The sequence below is a fragment of the Phaeobacter sp. 11ANDIMAR09 genome (assembly GCF_001294455.1).
Taxonomy (GTDB): Bacteria; Pseudomonadota; Alphaproteobacteria; order Rhodobacterales; family Rhodobacteraceae; genus Pseudophaeobacter.
This window is the reverse complement of sequence record NZ_LIKT01000015.1, coordinates 73,789-90,520: the sequence shown is the minus strand read 5'-3', so window position 1 is coordinate 90,520 and position 16,732 is coordinate 73,789. Positions and strand designations below refer to the sequence as shown.

Genomic DNA, 16,732 nt, shown 5'->3' with positions numbered 1-16,732 from the left:
GCACCATGAGCAACACGAGGAAAAAGACATGAGCCTTAAAGACTCTCTACGCGTCATGGTTGTTGACGATATGTCCACAAGCCGCGGTATCATTACCCAGTGTTTGGACGAGCTCGGCATCAAGAACTACATGGTGGAAAACAACGGCCAGTCGGCCTTTCAGAAACTGACCACCACCCCGGTTCACCTGGTACTGTCGGACTATAACATGCCTGGCATGGATGGTCTGGGCCTACTGCAGGCCGTGCGCGGCCATCAGGTTACCCAACGGCTCGGCTTCATTCTGGTGACCGGCAAACCGACACCAGAAATCATCGAAGTGGGCAAGAAGCTTGGGTTGAACAATATCATTCGCAAACCCTTTACCGTGGCAACAATGAAACAGGCGATCGAACAGGTCGTCGGGCGGCTGTAATCATGCAGGGACAGCACGAAACCATTTCAGGGCTTAGTGCCATTTCTGCGCGGGAGATGCGTCAACTGTATTCCAAGGTACAAACCCTGGAAGACGTGGTGCATGACATCTTTGATCGTGGGACCAAGCCAACCCGTCAGGAAACGCAGTCTCTGCAAGATTTTGATCTGGTCATGCAGACACTTGCCGGGATGGCGAGTTTTTATGAACGGGTTGAAGCACAGGTCATGGACACGGGTGAGGCCGATATCCAAGCCGCGACAGACACCGTCACGCTGCAAAAACTGCGGGAACGTCTGCGCGAAATTGGCAGCTTTGTTCCAAACTAAGCTTCCTGCTGCGGCGCGTATGTGATCCAACTCGCTCCCTTAAGCCGTTCAAGCAAAATGCTTGAGCGGCTTTTTCTCTTTCTTTGCTGTCGCAGCGCGTTAGATTACCAATAGTTTTGGTTTGTTCCCAATGGTATTGGCATGGTTCGTTTTGTAAAAATCCTGACAGCCCTAGTCTGTCTCACTCTCCCCCAGATCGCAGAAGCGGCACGGGATCGCATTGCCTTGGTTATCGGCATGGCTGAGTATCAATATTTGCCCCCCTTGGAAAACACCCATAACGACGCCAATGGCATGGCGCAAACTCTTGAAACCATTGGTTTTGATGTCACTCTCTCACTGGATGCAACCACTCAGGATATGGTTGGACTTCTGGAGGATTTTGCCTTCCGCTCCGAGGTGGCAGACCTGGCTTTGATCTATTTCGCCGGCCACGGAATCGAAGTGCAGGGCGAGAACTTTCTCATCCCTGTGGATGCCAATGTTACCAGCAACCGGGATGTGCAGCGCCAATCCGCTTCGTTGAAACAATTGCTTTCAGCGGTGGACAGAGCCCGAAAGATGCGGGTTGTCATCCTCGACAGCTGCCGGGACAACCCATTGGGAGACTCCATCGCGCTAGACCAAAGCTCGACCTCGAATGCCAGCTCGGAGCAGACCCGCAGCAGTGGCGACGGCGGGCTGGCCGCCGTGGATCCTGACCGCGGAACCCTGGTGGCCTTTGCCGCTCGCGACGGACAGGTTGCGCTGGACGGCAGCGGGTCAAACAGTCCCTATGCGCAGGCCTTGATGCAGAAAATGGTGCAACCAGGTCTGGAGATCAGCCTGATGTTCCGTCAGGTCCGCGATCTGGTTCTGGAAAAAACGGGCAATCTGCAAGAACCCCATACCTATGGATCCCTGACCGGGGTCCCCTATTATTTTGCATCAACCGAGGTTACCGGCGCCGATGCCATCCCTGCAGGCACCTCTGAGGCTTGGTCTGCGGTAAAGCCTGATCAAGAAGAACAGCTATTGGCGCTGGCGGAGCTCGGTGATACCCGTTCGATGCTGGGCCTGGCCTATATGCGGCTCAACCCAAGTGGCGGACGGTTTGATCCTGCCGAAGCCGTTGATTTCCTGCAACGTGCGGCGGATGCAGGCGCCCCGGAAGCCCAGTTTGAACTGGCCAAACTCTATGAGCGCGGCACCGGCGTCGCCCCAAATCCACAAAGGGCGCTTCAGCTCTATGAGGCCGCCGCAGGGCAGAACTTTGCCGATGCCATCAATGATCTGGGTTTCCTTCACCATCAGGGCGGCCTAGGCCTGCCTGCCAACCCACAAAAAGCCTATGGGTTCTTCCAGCGTGCGGCTGAACTCAGGCATCCGCAGGCCCAGTTCAATTTTGCCGCCTTGATAGACGATGGCCTGGTCCCAGGCAAAGGCCCCCAGGATGCGGCCCATTTTCTTTACGCAGCATTGCGTTCCGGCAGTGCGGATGTGTTGGACCTGCTGAGCAAACGCCCGACAATGTTCACATTGGACACTCGCAGAGCGCTGCAGGATAAACTCAAGGAAAACAAGTTTTACCAAGGCTCAATTGACGGTGATTTTGGACCCGGTACGCAGCGCGGTATTCGCCGTGCTTATGGGCTAGATGGATAGGTAGCCAGGAGCGCTATCATTAGGTTTTAGGGGGTATTAATGTTTCAAATTTCTAGGAACTTGTTTGGTTGGGGTCTGGCTATTTTGCTCACTGTAACAGTCCCAGCATCAGCACAGGAGACAGGCGGCACCGGAAGTTATGGGGGCGACACCGGCCCGTCGGACCACGGGTCGCCTACAGGGAGATCACCGACGACCCAAGTCACGACCGTACCCCAGCTGTCGACACGGCTGGCGCAGATGAAAACTATGTGCGCAGCGGCCGGAAGCTATGTCGCAGACTGTCTGGCAGAACGTCTTGCTACACTGAGCCAGGACGCCGCAAGGTTGGACGGTCACAGCGAAATGAAGCAAATCTTACGCGAAACCGCTGAAGAACTGCGCCTTTTGGTGCGTAAAAACAGCGACCCCGAAGCGCCACGCGCTCGCATCAACAGCGCTGATGGTCAGCGCTCCGCCCGCCCGTTGGTGGCTGTTCCCGCGAGCCGACGCCCCAGCGTTCATAGGCAGGCCATTGCCATTCTCGAGGAAGCTGAAACCCAACTGCTGCGCTCCTCAACACAGTCTGCGGCGCGCGCCAGCCAGTACCAGCAGGTGGCCGAGGCTTTGGGCTCAAACAAGGTCTTGCTCCGCTCCTAGAACAAGGGCGCAGGTTTTCCAGGAGGCCCGCCTATAGGCGGCCTTCCGAGATCCAAGCATCCAACTGGCGGCGGCTGATTTCAAAATGCATGCTGTCTTCGCGCCGAAACCCGGCGCCCCATACCCAGCCTTCATCATAGAAAAAATCTGCCATGATAGTCAGACCCAGTTGCGTCTTCCCATCGGTGAAATTATCCAGCTGACCGTCGATATTCAGATCAACCGCCAAGCCATAACTATGGGTGGACAGGGAATTGGTTGTGCCGCGAATGCGCCGCACACAAAGCGCCCCGGCGGTATTGATGCGGTTGTAAAGATCCGGGTCGGCCTGACGGATGTTTTCAAACACCACTTTCAGACTTTCGATTGCCGGGCGCAGCATGCTCACCCGGATTGGCCCAACCTGTTCCGTCACCAGTTTTTCCTTTAACTCGGGATTGGTCATCGGCTGACAGGTATCGTTCAAAGTCTCGCGTGGGCGACCCAAGCGCTCGGTCAGGTATTTGCCACCTGTCACCCGAAGGCCGCGATTGACATTCAGACGGTCGGCAATCAGCACGACCTGCGCATAGTCGAGATCCGCGCCTTCGGTCTGATCCCAAATTTCCCGCTCTGCCTCGGCGGTAGAGGCCTCTGGAGCCAGTTGCCCCGCATTGGCAAGAGGTAGGCGCGCGACCTCGTTTTGAACATCCGATAAGCGCAGTTGCAGATCCTCGATCTGTTGGCGCAGCATTTCGATTTCGATTCGGGCCGTCGAATCAACCGAAGCCCCCTGGAAATCCTCTTCGGACAGCAGCCATTTCAGGCCAATCCAGACCGCAGGCGCCAAAAGCAACCCAACACAGATAATAATCGCCGGTAGAACCCGCATAACACCCTCAACTCAATACCAGACCATTCAAGTCCCAGCCGCGCTGCGAGTAAAGTCTTTTATCCAGAAATTATACTTCGATCCACAACGCTCTTGGGCCCATCCTGCCCATTGGCAGAACCAATCATGTGGTATAGTCTTTTTGGGTAATGTTTTTAGTATAAGGGGACAAGTTATGGTCCGCGACAGTATTATTGCCGCCTTTATGTGTTCTGCTCTGTTCCTGTCCACCTCCCAAGGCCACGCCCAGGAGAGCGGTGGAGGACAGTCGGTAGAAGAGATAACCAAAATTTTGCAACAGCAAAAAACCCGCGGCTTGGTGATAGCGCCAAGCAGCGCGGCCACCGCGCCTCAGGCTTCCGATTCTCTGGAAACTGCAACAGTCGCCACCGCCAACGCCGATTACGCGCCTGTTGACCGCCAATCACAAATTAATCTGCAGATTTCCTTTGATTTCGACAGCGCCACACTGCGGGCGGACCAATCGCCAAAACTGGTAAATATGTGCACCTCGATGCAGGCCCTGCAGGGGACCGTTTTCCAGATCATCGGCCACACCGATAGCTCAGGTTCCGCCAGCTATAACGAGCGTTTGTCTTTGTTGCGGGCCCAGGAAGTGCGCCGTCATCTGATCACCACCTGTGGCATTCCCGAGACCATGCTCAAGGCAATCGGTATGGGAGAGGCCGCGCCATATAATGCTGCCAACCCCCGCGCCGATGAAAATCGGCGGGTAGAATTCCAGGCTCTGGGCTAACCTGATGCCGCTCACGCCGGGCCCAACACGGCCGAAAAATCTATACTCGCTGCGGTTCTGCGCAGCGGAGCGTGATGAGTATTGGCCCACCGGGGATGCAGCAGTTTTGGACAAGGATAGGCTGCGATGATCACCTCTCAGCCCAGTGATCTGTTTCAACCTGGCGACCTTCTGAACAATACCTATAGAATTGAAAAGCTTCTGGGACGGGGCGGCACTTCAAACGTCTATAAGGCGCGGTCAGAAATCTCCGGAAACCTGGTGGCCATCAAGGTTCTGAAACAAGAGTTTTCAGGCAATGAGGATTTCACCGTCCTGATGGCCCGCGAAGAAAATATCCGTGAAATTCGCCATGATGCGGTTGTCCGCTATTCGGAGAACCACCGAACACCGGATGGCCATATCTATCTGTTGATGGATTACATTGACGGGCCAGGTCTTGATTCCAAGCTCAAACAGGGCCCAATGGATGCAGCCGATCTATTGATCATCTGCCGCCGTGTGGCCGAGGGTCTTAAGGCTGCCCACGCCCGCAACATCGTCCACCGCGACCTGAGCCCGGACAATATCATCCTGCGTGATGGCGACCCAGCAAAGGCCGTGATCATTGATTTTGGCATAGCCAAGGATACCAATCCTGGCGCTGAAACCATTGTGGGCAATGAATTTGCCGGGAAATACTCCTACGCCGCCCCAGAGCAATTAGGCGGTAATACCGACGCCCGGGCCGATATCTATTCGCTTGGAGCGCTCTTGTTAGCCAATTTCCGCGGGGCCTCCCCGTCATTGGGGGCCAACCCGATGGAAGTGGTGGAAAACAAGCAAAAGCCCCTAGATACAAGCGGCGTACCGGCGCCGCTCAAACAGTTGATTGATCGAATGTGCGATCCGGACCCAAATGACCGACTTGGCAGTGCGACAGAGGTTCTGAATTTTCTGGACCGCGTCGAACAGGACCCTGAGGCTGAAAAAGAGCCCTCTGCTCTGCTGGATACGGCAGAGGCCACGATCATTGTCCAGACCCCCAAGGCTTCCAAGCCCCCCAGACAAGCACCTATAACTGACCCGGGCAAATCTGACAGCAAGGGGTTGGTTTTGGCCTTGGTTGCCGTGCTTGTGCTGGTTGGTGGCGGTGCTGGCGCCTTTTTTGCCGGGTTGCTGGATCCGCTGTTGGGGCCAAGCTATCCGGTGGCGCAGCCCTATACCCTGATTGTTGAGAAACCCAAAGACGGCCCCGCCCGCGCAACCGGGCATATGCCTTCGGAAGAAAGCCGTGAGGCACTGACCGCTCTGGTTGACCAAACTGATATCACCCTTGCCAGCGGTGCCATTGGCGAAGACTGGGCTGCTGGTATACTGGCCACCATCAAGCCCCTGTCGGATCTGCAACAGTGGCGCCTGGTGGTCAGCGACAATCAGGCAAAGCTGAGCGGTCTCACCAGCGACTCGGATCTTGCTTCTGCGCTCGCCGCGGCGTTCAAAGACGGATTGCCTGGCGATTTGGAAGGGGTTGCTGAAATCACCTATCGTCTGCCCGTTTTGGCAATTGCTGATGTGCGTGGCCTGGTTGGTGGTTTTGAAGACTGCGGTGCATTACATGTTGCCCCTGGCACAGCTGGCGGAGGCTTTGGTCCCAAGGATGCCATCACAGTCACCGGTCGTCTGGCCGGGTCGGAAGCCCGCATTCGGATGTTTGACGCCCTGCGTTCCCTCGCCGGAGACCGCAAAATCTCGTTTGATATCGAGATACTAAACCCCGCCCTCTGCGTGGTTGAAACTGCGCTGCCCAGAGCGCCTGTCGGGAATATTGACATCGCGTTCAGTACTGGAAATGACAATGCGCCCAATCCTTCGGGGCGGTTCTTTGTCGGCGAAAACCCGGTTATTGATGTGAAACTCCCCGCAACGATCACCTCAGGCTTTCTCACTGTGTCCATTCTGGATGTCTCTGGCAATGTCTTCCATCTGTTGCCCAACCTGTCCCGCCAAGAGAACTCAATTGCAGGTCTGAGAGAGGGCACAACAGGGCCCCTGAATGTGCGGGTTGCCTATACTTTGGCGGAATCCGCCCTCAATGGCGGCCTGGCTTTTCGGGTTGATGACAGCACCCTGGGCAAAAGTCGGGTACTGGTGCTACACTCTTCGGAACCGCTGTTTGCAGGGCTGCGCCCGACCTCCGAAAGCGCGGTTGGTTTTGCCGAGGCTCTCAAGGAGAACAGCGCCAGAGACGCCAATCTGATCCTGTCCATGGACAGTAAGATCCTGGAAACTGCCCTGCCTTAGCAATCAAAGCCATCTGTTTTGGCGTCTTAAAGCCCCCCAGGACAGAGGGTGCTGAGCGCGCTTCGCCAAACTATTGGGTCCGGCTAGGGTCTGTCCCGGGCCTGGCCTCAGACCACATCCACGATGATATGGGAGATATTGTCTGTTCCGCCGCCATCCAGCGCGATCTGCAACAGCTGATCTCCAACAGTTTCCAGTGGGGCCGACGACAGCACCTGCTGCAGTTTAGGAAATGTTGCGTATTTGGTCAGCCCATCCGAACAGACCAAAAAACGATCCCCGGGTTCCACCGCGCCCCGGATCTTATCCAGCTCCAATTCCTCGCCCACCCCGACCGCGCGGGTGATGGCATTGGAATGCGGGTGTTGCTCTGCCTCGTCCCAGTCCATTTTGCCCGCAAGAACATAGTCGGCCACGGCGGAGTGATCGCTGGTCAACAGCTCGATCACGCCATTTCGCAGCCGATAGAGTCGACTGTCCCCGGCCCAGAGGCCCAGAAAATGGCCATTGGCCAGAATAAGCGCCACCACCGTCGCGCCAATGGTACTGCCGCCACGGGCTTGAGACTCAGCCTGGATCGCCCTGTGTGCCTCTTGCAGCTTTTCCCGCAAGCCATGCATTTTTGCGGTCGGGTCCAGCCCAATTGGTAGCGTAGCAACCGCATCGACGATCAAAGCGCTGGCAAAATCGCCAGCCTGATGCCCCCCCATCCCATCGGAAACCATCCAGATATTGTGATCCGGCAGAGCCAGGATTGCATCCTCGTTTACCCGGCGTTTCAGCCCGACATGGGTCTGCGCCACATAGCGGTATGTCCTGCCATTTGTCATATCGGTTGGGCCTCCCGCCAAATTGGTGCTGCCAAATCAAACAATCCGGCGCCTGCCCGTCCCAGGGGCAGATCTGCTGTGATCATCATTCTTGGACCACTCTCAAGATAAGTGCTCCAGACGCCGCCGCCTGGCACCTCTTTGGCCAAGAGGGCACCGGCGAGTTGCGGCGCAAGCTCTGCGACGTCATTGCCGCCGCCCGTCAGAACCAACACCCCTGTTTCTTGCCTCAATGGCACCGAAGCTTTCAGCCCCGGCACCTCCAGCGCCTGTAACTCCGCCTCTAGACGATCTATGGACATGCCATTCTCCAGCGTCGAAAGAGCGATATCCTCCAGTCTTTCAAACAGGGCACCTTCACGCAGATGGTCCAGCGCTACGGGGCCCGGCGTCTCCAAGGGCAAAACCAGTGTCAGTGGAAAGCGTCGCCCGACACGATCCACCGAGGGCATCAAGACCCCCATGATCTTACTTGGGCCTGCCTTGCCCGCGGGTAGGGCAAACCGCCAAAGCGGCGCCGACATGTAATGGGTGTCAAAGCCCGCCCCATACCCAGCCTGCCCCTCCATCAGCAATTGCTGGAGCCAGTTATCCCAGACCCTCACAAAACCACCCGTCACATTGAGCCGGAAGAAATCTCCGACATCGGGCATCTTGCCAAAGGCTCCAAACCCGCCCGCCATTACATCGACTTCGGGCAGCGGAATTTTGCCATGGCGGGCAGGGCAAAGGGATTGACCACCGATCCGGATTGCAGCTCAAACAGGGCCAATCGGCCACCTACCCGGAAATTCACCCGGCGCCGATCGCTGACATTGGTGCGCCGCACCTCAGCGGCGTCCAGCAAACGGAACCAGGCCCAGGGTCCATCCCGCGACATGCTGTTCTCATTGCCGCGCCGCTGCGGAAGTAGCGTAATCCGAGCCAGGCCAACCGATCCGGGCCAGTTTACAGAAACTGGCGTGGGTTGCCCCATCCGATGGTTATAGCTGACTTTTGTTCCGTCGATTTCCAGCAGCACCTCCTTGGCCTTGGGGTCCAGCGCCTTAGGTGTGATTTGAAATTTTACCGAGGGATTGGTCGCGCCATTGAAAAAGGCATCGCGGATTTCAGCGGCATATTGCATCTGCTGCAAGACCGCCTGACTGATCCCCAGATCCACATCATTCACCCGCTTCCAAGTCCAAGGGCGGCTCCGGGTATCGACGTATTTCAGCAGGTTTTCATCAAAGAACCCATCAATCAGCCCGCCAGGAGCAAAGAGTTTGGAAAAGTCGGCCATCGCCACATCTGCACGGGCACGCCGGTTGAACGGATAGCGGTTGTCCAGGGCCTTTTGACAAAACGGCAGCACAGCGGATTGCCAACGCGCGTTGATCGAGGCCCGTGTGCCTTCGGAGGTGATCCCCGACGATCCGGTTGAGATCTGCGTGGCCCAACGTTGGATTGGACCGTCAATTCGCGAAGCCGTCTGCTGGAACTGCAGCAACGCCTGACCGCTTTCCCCCGAAGCAACGCCACTGAACGACATCTTGTTCAGTTCTTGATAGACCTGCTGCAGGGAGCCCATCAGATCGTCCAGCCGCGAGGGCTGACCTTCGATCCGAACCACCAGATCATGCAACCACTGGAAGCGTTCCTGCACATAGGCCCCGGGCGGCTTAGGAGCCTCTCCTGGTGCATTGGCTGCAGATTTCATCAGGGCTTCCAGCAGGATCTGCCCCTGAATTGACAGGCCCGAACGCGTCTCAATGCCAACGATTTGCGAAACGCCTTCGTTCAGGGATTCAGAATCCAAAGCAGAGCGATCCTCGGCCAGACGGGTCTCGCGGCTGATCTCGGTCAGGATGTTCATGATGGGTGAAGTTGGACCCGATAGAACATTTGTCACCTCAACCGCATGGCTGAGCGACTCCAGAGGGATGATATCCACGTCACCGAGCACCTGATCGTAACGGCTGATATAATCGTTGTAATAGAGATCCAGCACATCACGGCTCAGTGCCAATAGCGCCGCCTCGCTCTGACCGTCCCCCGCGCGTTCACCCAAGACCCAAGCTTCATTTTGCACCCGTTCGGACACGCTGACCGCTTCAGGCAGGAAGACATTGTGGAAGCCGTCATAGGTGAAAATTCCCTCGACGCCTTCGTTCAGCGGCTTGCCCGAGCTGCGCACCAGAACCCGTTTCACCGAAGGGCCGCCGATTTCCGTCAGACGCCATTTTGGCAAGCTCGTCGCCTGGTTGGAATTGACGATACCGTTATAGACCCGCTGGGCCAGCGGCATTTCCGACAGGATATTCTGCGCCTGGGCGACCAAAGGTCCATTCAGAGCAATTTCTTCCATCGGCTGCGAGAGCAGCGCCGACACATGATCCATCAGATCGCTGCGCAACTGCGTCCGCGCCGCGCCAGGATAGGCGACCAATTCCCAATCCAGTCGCATCCATTCCTTGATCAGGTCCGGATTCATCGGCCCCTGCAGCCCCAGCATCAGATAGATCTTCAGCGCTTCATACAGCACATCGGGATTATTCACATTGCCTTCAATCTGCTCTTCGAGACGCACTAACAGACGCGGCAACAGCCGTTGATTGAGCGCTGCGCGATAGGTCTGCGCTGTTTGTGTGCCAATAATCTCCCCCTGATACAGCCCATAGGTCATGGCGCGTTCCGGGCTTGGATCTGACAGCACAGGATTCCCCGGCATATCGCGCAGCAGATTGAGAGCCTCAGCAACTGGCACCAGATCGGTATCGCCCACCGGACTGGATGGCAGGGTCGCTGCCCGAGCCTGATACTCAACCACACTTGCCTCGGCGGTGCGGATGAACTCGGCATTCTTGAGGTAGGAGTTCACCCAGAGCCCACCCATGGCCACGGCCACCAGAACTGTGGCCGCAATCGCCAGTCGTCGCGTCCAGCGATACCGGCGCTCCACCTTGTCATCCGCGGAAACCAGTCCAGCTTCGGGGAACATGACCCCCTCAAACAGACGGGTGAGGAAAAAGGAGCGTCCCGTCCCCTGCCCCGTCCCGATCGCCTGCCGCCCAATGCCAAAGGTCTGGGCCATGCCCAGCATCAAACGGTCAATTGGGGTGCCCTCCTGAGTGCCCGAGGTGAAATAGACCCCACGCAGCATCTGGCGTTGCTCATAGCGATTGTCCTGAAATACCTCGGTCAGGAACTCTTTGGCGACCGCCCGCATCGAGGCAACCTGAGAGGGGAACCCCGCAACCAGCGCCCTGCGCTGGTGATCGGTCTCTGTCTGCATCTTTTCCAGAAGCTGCGCGTTCATCTGCCCCAGGAGCGCGGCAAACTCATCGTCAAAATGCTCGATCGCAGCTGGGTCTTTCTTGCCTTTGATCAGTGGGAGGGTAAAACCCCAAACCTGCTCGCGGTCTTCTTTGCCAAGGGCGTCAAAATATTCCTGGAAACCGGCAATCAGATCCGCTTTGGTGAACAAGACATAGACAGGAAAGCGCACCCCAAGCCGCTCACGCAGCTCGGACAGACGGCGGCGCACGGCCTGGGCATGGGACTTTTGCGTAACTTCGTCCTGAAGCGAAAGATCCGACAAGGAAATCGCAACCATGGCCCCATTGATCGGCTGACGCTTGCGATATTTTTTCAGCAATCCCAAAAAGCCGAGCCAAGCGGCATTGTCAGCCTCGGCATCGCTCTCCTGTGTGGTATAGCGCCCGGCCGTGTCGATCAGCACTGCCTCGTTGGTGAACCACCAATCGCAATTGCGCGTCCCGCCGACACCGCCAATGGCCGCCTTTCCCAGCTTATCCGCCAGAGGAAACTGCAGGCCAGAATTGACAATCGCCGTGGTCTTTCCCGATCCAGGCGGACCAATAATCACATACCAGGGCAGGACATTGAGATGGCGGCGGCCGTTTTTGGACTTGCGTAGCTCTGCCATGGCCTGCTTGAACTTGCCGCGTAGCTCGCCAATTTCCTCAAGCGTCACATCGTCATCATTACCGGTATCGACGGCCTCTACCATGTCGTCAGCCATGGCACGGTCACGTCGCCGTCTGAGCCAGAACACCAGCCCAATAATAAACAGGATTATCACCCAGATCACCACGATGGTGATCACCCGCGCCTGAATACTGTCAAAGGGGCGCCAGTCGGCACTGCCGATATAGGGCGCAAAGAACCAGGTGCAGGCGGAGAGCGCGATTGCCAGAAGGATCAGCGCCGAATAAAGCGACCGGAACAGCGGTAAAAAGTAACGGCGGATCATTGGTCAACCTCCTGCACCAGCAAGATCTCGATACGGCGGTTCTTGGCCCGCCCGGCTTTGGTGCCATTGTCTGCAATGGGTTCTTTTTCAGCGCGCCCCTCGGCAGAAAGACGGCTTGGATCGTCAAAGACCTGGGCCATACCCGTCATCACTGATTTGGCCCGCGCCAAGGACAGCGCCATGTTGGAGGGAAAGCGCGAAGACCGGATCGGAATATTATCAGAGTGACCCGCCACAATAACTTGGCCTTTTTCACCATTCAATGCCTCAGCAACGCGGGCAACGGGTGTCTTGAAATCCGTGCTCAACTGGTCTGATCCAGATCCAAACATCCCCGATCCCGCCAGTCGGATGATCAGCGTATTGCCCTTCTGGAAAACCTGAACAATGCCTTCTGCGATCTCTGGTTCCAGAAAACCCGCGACCTTTGCCACTTGTTCTTCCAGGGTTTGTATTGGCGGCGGCGGAGGTGGCGGCGGTGCCCGACGCTCCAGCTCCACCCGCGGCCCGGAATCAACGATGCTCAGCTGGCCCACCACATTTCCGGTCTGGTTGGACAGTACCCAGCTGAGTCCCAGAAACTCGGCCAGCAACAGGGCCGATGTAACCACCAGGGCAATCCAAACCAGACGCCAGGCTGAAAGCACCTTGAAGGGCTTCACCACCCCTTCCCAATGTGGGGAGAGATCCCGTTCTACCGGCCCCCGCTGATTGCGCAGGATTCGCGCCAGAGCCGCACGAATTTGCAGATGCTTTTCAGAGCCGCCCTGCTCAATGCGCAGACGTCCTTCAAACCCCAGCGACATGCACATATAGAGAAACTCTAACATATCGATATTTGCGCCCGGCTCTTTTTCGAGCCGCGCCAGCAGATCGTAAAACCGATCACCCCCCACAGTTTCCCGGTGAAAAGTCCCCACCATGGACTGTAGCCCCCAGCTGGATTGCCCGCCCCAGGGGGTGTTCAGCACCACGTCATCCAATGTCGCGCAGAGCGCGTAGCGGGCGACTTTGACGGTCTGGGCGGCAATACCCGCCTGCAAAGCCCGGTTTTCAAAGGCGCGCACCTCGGCAACCACGTTTTTGCGCAACCCGTCCGGATCCATATGCTGGGCGCGATTGCGAATGCGGCTGATCAATGCAAACAGAGTTGAGGCGCAGGCGGCCAGAGGATTCATTCCGGTCAACGCCATCGGCGTGGCTTGTCCACCTGCAGATCCGGCGGATTGGCTGCGTTGGGCTACTGCCTGCGGCACGCCAAAGGCATCCTGGCCTGTACCGGTAGGCGCCTCTGGGCCACCTGTGGGCACGGCGCCGGGCATTGGTGTCGCCGCCGGGGAAGACGCAGGGCGGCGGCCACCGGGATTGGGGCGGATCACCGTTTTATCGGTATCGCCCGGTTCCGCAAAGGGATCGTCATAATCACCCATGATCTCTTACCCACTCACAAAATTACTAAAATCCCCCACCCGGGTGGAGGACGAATAGATCACTTGGCCTCAACTGTTGCGAATGGCCCAAAGCTCCATTTTCAACCCCGGATATTGCCCGGACACATGCACAGCCACACCACCCGAGGTGGTCATCTTACGCCAATAGGGACTGTCGGCATCCATCTCGAAGTAAACCACCCCTGAATGATAGGGGATCTGGCGCGGCGCCACTGGTAGGGGCCGCAGTGTAATCCCCGGCAGGGCTGAATTGACCAGCTGGCGGATCTCTTCTACCGGGCCGATTTTCGCCTGGCCCGCAAAATGCCGCCGCACATCTTCGGCCGGCAGGTCAGCGCTCACCGCCAGGACAAATCCGGCACTGCCCAGCAGTTTACGATCGGCAATCACCCCGACCGAAATACCAAATTTGCGCTCCTCCAGTTTGATGGCGATGGCCGTCTGTTCCAGAACCGAGCTGAGATACTGGCGCAACACACGAATGAGCGGTGCAAAACACCCCATCAGATCGTCATGCGTATAAGAGGGAAGTTCGGGCGCACGCTTATCTGTCGACATAAAGCCAGACAACTCTCCGGCCAGACCCGCACAAAGCATATAGAGCCGCTCGGGGTGCAGGTTCTCGATCTGGCGCAGATGGCGGATCATCGGCAACATCCGGTTCACCACTGACAACAGCATGAAATCAGAAACATCCGCCGCGCCCCGCGCGGTCCCTGCCTCTGCCAGACGTCCTGACAGAGCCTCCATCCGATGCGCCAGCAAACCTTCAAGTTCGCGCAGGAAGTCCCGCAGAACCGAGGCCGCGCGCACATCCAGGCAGGAGGGGATAAAAGCCTGATCCAGCACGATCTCTTTATCCGAGCGCACCTCGATGATACGCGCAACCGGAATCGCCAAAAGATCCGCCATATCATCAACGCCAAGCGCAAACTGGAGCCGCATTTTGCCGACGCTTAACGGCACCGGCTTGCGCTCGGTACTGGTGACATCTGTCACTTCCTGGGTTTCAGGCCGCAGACGGCTCGCCGATCGTTCTGCACCGCTGAGATCCACCTCGACCGCCCCCTGTCGGCGTTGCGGCACCGTCAGATAGACAACGCAGTCCTTTATGGTGGTGGGCACCTCCAGTGCTGGAGGATGCGGATCGGCCATTGGCACCCGAAAAATGCAACCATCATGGGTCAATCCTTCGCAGGATTTGAGCGCGAACTGGCCAATTTTCAACGCCTCATGGTCAATTTCCAAGGCGTTGACCCCCCAGGCATAGGGGGCAAGACGACGGGCCAGGCCTGCCACCAGGCCTTCGGTATAGCGATCTGATTGCTGGAAATGATGCGGCTGTAAAAATAGCCCCTCAGTCCAAAGCACCTTGCTGTCCCAGGACACCTGGTTCTCCCTTCAATTAGCCCATGCAAAACAGCACGGATCAGTCTTTTAATTTGTCCAGCTGCGCCTTGTAGGCCCGCGCAAATTCGCGGCTGAACAAGTCATGAAAATCATTCTCGGCCTGATCCGAAATCTCGGAAAACAACCGCTCATAAACATCCCAATAGCGGGCTTTCTTGCCGCGCAAGAGACCGCTTAGCCCACCCTTGTCTTCGATCTGAGCTTCCAGCGCCTTTGGATCGAGCCGCGCCAAGACGCCTTTGAGCGCCGCCTCCATGCCAGTGACCATGGCAACCTCATGCGCCTTGATATCCTTCAGCGCCTCTTCCGCAGCGGTTTCAGGGCTCAGATACCCCTTGGTGGCAGGTTTCAGCATCGCCTCCACCGCCTGCTCTGGGGTGATTGAAAACTTCAGCGGGTTATTGCCCCCGGCCGAGATCATTGTCTGTTCGATGCGGAATTCCGATTTGATCGAGGTGCGGGTCATCAGAATTTCCCGCAACCCCGTGACCAGAGTTTTCAGCACCCGCCCCATACGGCCCATAGATTTGGAGGGGTCCTCATCGCCCAACAGCGCCTCTTCCATGCCAAGACCACGCAAAAAGGAAGAGACCGAATCTGATGTCGGCTCCGCAGGGGGCGCAGGGGGCGTCTTGCTGGGTTTTGGCGCGTCTTTGGTTGCCGGTTGTTCTGCCGCCATTTCCGTACGCGTATCCAATGCAGTAGCTGCAGTATCGGAAGGTTCGGCAAATGGATCCGCGGCCTCCACCGGACTGGCTGCGGACGCAACAGGCGCGGGTTCCGGGCGCGCCGCAACCGGTTCCGCCGGGTGAGGCACAGGTTCAGCAGCCGGTTCAGGCGTCGCAGGGTCTGCGATACCCGAGAAGAAATCATCATCCCAGTCATCCGGGATTATCGGTGCATGCGCTGCAGGCGCGGCAAAGCTGTCTGCGGTCGAGGCAGAATGACTGGACAGGCTTGCCCCTTCGCCTTCCCGCCCGTCGCTGGGTTTTTGAAAAAACGGATCTTCCTCTTCACCCAAAGGCGGCAACAGGTCATCAATCGGGTCAACCGGGTTGAGCTGCGATGGTCCGGTGGGATTGGACGAGCCCAGCAAATCATCCAGGAAGTCCCCCGCAGGGCCAGCATCCTCCAATAGCGCAAGCGGATCGGGCGCATTCCCCGCCACACCAGGAGAGACCGGAGCATCCGCCAAGGCCTCCGGAATCATCTGAGCAGTCGACGTACTGGTGATTTCGACCACCAGCTCATAGCTGCCAATACAGAGCACGTCGCCACTGTTCAGAGGGGTCGGTGTGCGCCCCAGCGGAATTTTGGAATAATTCAGAAAGGTGCCATTGGCGCTGAGATCAACCACCACCACATTGCCGTTATGATCTTCGATGGCACAGTGGTTTCGCGACAACAGCTGATCCGGATCCGGCAGAACCATATCATTGCTGTCGCCCCGCCCTATTGTGAGACTGGGACCCAACATGGAAACAGGGGCCGCGTTGCCTGGCATCGCGCCGGAGTTCTGAAACTTAAGTGTCACCCCCATGGGTCGCTTATCCTCCCACCAGCACAGTGAACTCACCCTTGACGATCAAACCGCCACAGGCGGCGTTATCCGTGATACGCGCCGCGGGCAGCTTGTTGATCAATACTGTCGCAGACCCTTTGATAATGGGATGTGGCGGCGCTGCGGTACACATATCGCTGAGCCGGGCTGCGGGCAGTTTGCCCACCAGAACCGTAACCGCACAGGGAGGCATAATAGGTGTGGGAACCGGCAAAGCCGGCGGCGGTGGGATCGAGGGTAACATGCACGCATGCAGATCCGACAACCGCGCCTGTGGCATACCCATT

General features: G+C 57.5%; 14 protein-coding genes. 6 read left to right on the top strand and 8 right to left on the bottom strand.

Annotated features, from left to right (window positions below):
• Positions 1 to 28 precede the first annotated feature (28 nt).
• The 4 genes from AN476_RS13730 (at position 29) to AN476_RS13715 (ending at position 3,027) form a co-directional block, all read left to right on the top strand.
• Complete coding sequence (locus AN476_RS13730; RefSeq protein ID WP_039965623.1) at positions 29 to 415, top strand: response regulator; 387 nt, start codon at positions 29 to 31, stop codon at positions 413 to 415.
• Positions 416 to 417: 2 nt separating this feature from the next.
• Entirely contained in the window at positions 418 to 744 is a 327-nt protein-coding gene (locus tag AN476_RS13725; RefSeq protein WP_054462169.1) for a hypothetical protein, read from the top strand.
• A 141-nt stretch (positions 745 to 885) separates the two neighbouring features.
• Positions 886 to 2,388: a caspase family protein gene (locus tag AN476_RS13720; protein ID WP_054462168.1), complete on the top strand. Its 1,503-nt coding sequence runs from the start codon at positions 886 to 888 to the stop codon at positions 2,386 to 2,388.
• A gap of 240 nt (positions 2,389 to 2,628) precedes the next feature.
• Entirely contained in the window at positions 2,629 to 3,027 is a 399-nt protein-coding gene (locus tag AN476_RS13715; RefSeq protein WP_157063758.1) for a hypothetical protein, read from the top strand.
• A gap of 31 nt (positions 3,028 to 3,058) precedes the next feature.
• On the opposite strand, the gene AN476_RS13710 is transcribed toward AN476_RS13715, so the two are convergent.
• Positions 3,059 to 3,898, bottom strand: a complete 840-nt coding sequence (locus tag AN476_RS13710; protein ID WP_054462166.1) for a M15 family metallopeptidase — start codon at positions 3,896 to 3,898, stop codon at positions 3,059 to 3,061.
• Between the two features lie 175 nt (positions 3,899 to 4,073).
• On the opposite strand from AN476_RS13710, the gene AN476_RS13705 reads away from it, so the two are divergent.
• Positions 4,074 to 4,655, top strand: coding sequence for an OmpA family protein (locus AN476_RS13705; protein ID WP_054462165.1), 582 nt, complete (start codon positions 4,074 to 4,076; stop codon positions 4,653 to 4,655).
• Between the two features lie 126 nt (positions 4,656 to 4,781).
• On the top strand, positions 4,782 to 6,938 hold the full coding sequence (locus tag AN476_RS13700) for a serine/threonine-protein kinase (RefSeq protein WP_054462164.1): 2,157 nt from the start codon (positions 4,782 to 4,784) through the stop codon (positions 6,936 to 6,938).
• Positions 6,939 to 7,045: 107 nt separating this feature from the next.
• On the opposite strand, the gene AN476_RS13695 is transcribed toward AN476_RS13700, so the two are convergent.
• The 7 genes from AN476_RS13695 to AN476_RS13665 all read right to left on the bottom strand — a co-directional run bounded on the left by AN476_RS13695 (position 7,046) and on the right by AN476_RS13665 (position 16,731).
• Positions 7,046 to 7,768 carry a PP2C family serine/threonine-protein phosphatase gene (locus tag AN476_RS13695; RefSeq protein ID WP_054462163.1) on the bottom strand — a complete coding sequence of 241 codons (723 nt, stop codon included), beginning with the start codon at positions 7,766 to 7,768 and terminating at the stop codon, positions 7,046 to 7,048.
• Positions 7,765 to 8,451 (bottom strand): type VI secretion system-associated protein TagF, encoded by a 687-nt coding sequence (tagF, locus tag AN476_RS13690; RefSeq protein WP_054462162.1) that lies wholly within the window; start codon positions 8,449 to 8,451, stop codon positions 7,765 to 7,767. Before tagF ends, AN476_RS13695 begins: the two co-directional genes overlap by 4 nt.
• Positions 8,451 to 12,023 carry a type VI secretion system membrane subunit TssM gene (gene tssM, locus AN476_RS13685; protein WP_054462161.1) on the bottom strand — a complete coding sequence of 1,191 codons (3,573 nt, stop codon included), beginning with the start codon at positions 12,021 to 12,023 and terminating at the stop codon, positions 8,451 to 8,453. The genes tagF and tssM overlap by 1 nt, the downstream gene beginning before the upstream one ends.
• A complete protein-coding gene (gene tssL / locus AN476_RS13680; RefSeq protein WP_054462160.1) occupies positions 12,020 to 13,453 on the bottom strand; it encodes a type VI secretion system protein TssL, long form in 1,434 nt (477 codons plus the stop codon). The genes tssM and tssL overlap by 4 nt, the downstream gene beginning before the upstream one ends.
• A 69-nt stretch (positions 13,454 to 13,522) precedes the next feature.
• Complete coding sequence (gene tssK / locus AN476_RS13675; RefSeq protein ID WP_054462159.1) at positions 13,523 to 14,863, bottom strand: type VI secretion system baseplate subunit TssK; 1,341 nt, start codon at positions 14,861 to 14,863, stop codon at positions 13,523 to 13,525.
• Positions 14,864 to 14,903: 40 nt separating this feature from the next.
• The gene (tagH, locus tag AN476_RS13670; RefSeq protein ID WP_054462158.1) at positions 14,904 to 16,424 is read right to left on the bottom strand and encodes a type VI secretion system-associated FHA domain protein TagH; all 1,521 of its coding nucleotides are present in this window, start codon (positions 16,422 to 16,424) and stop codon (positions 14,904 to 14,906) included.
• 7 nt (positions 16,425 to 16,431) lie between these two features.
• Positions 16,432 to 16,731, bottom strand: a complete 300-nt coding sequence (locus tag AN476_RS13665) for a PAAR domain-containing protein (RefSeq protein WP_054462157.1) — start codon at positions 16,729 to 16,731, stop codon at positions 16,432 to 16,434.
• Position 16,732: the final 1 nt, after the last annotated feature.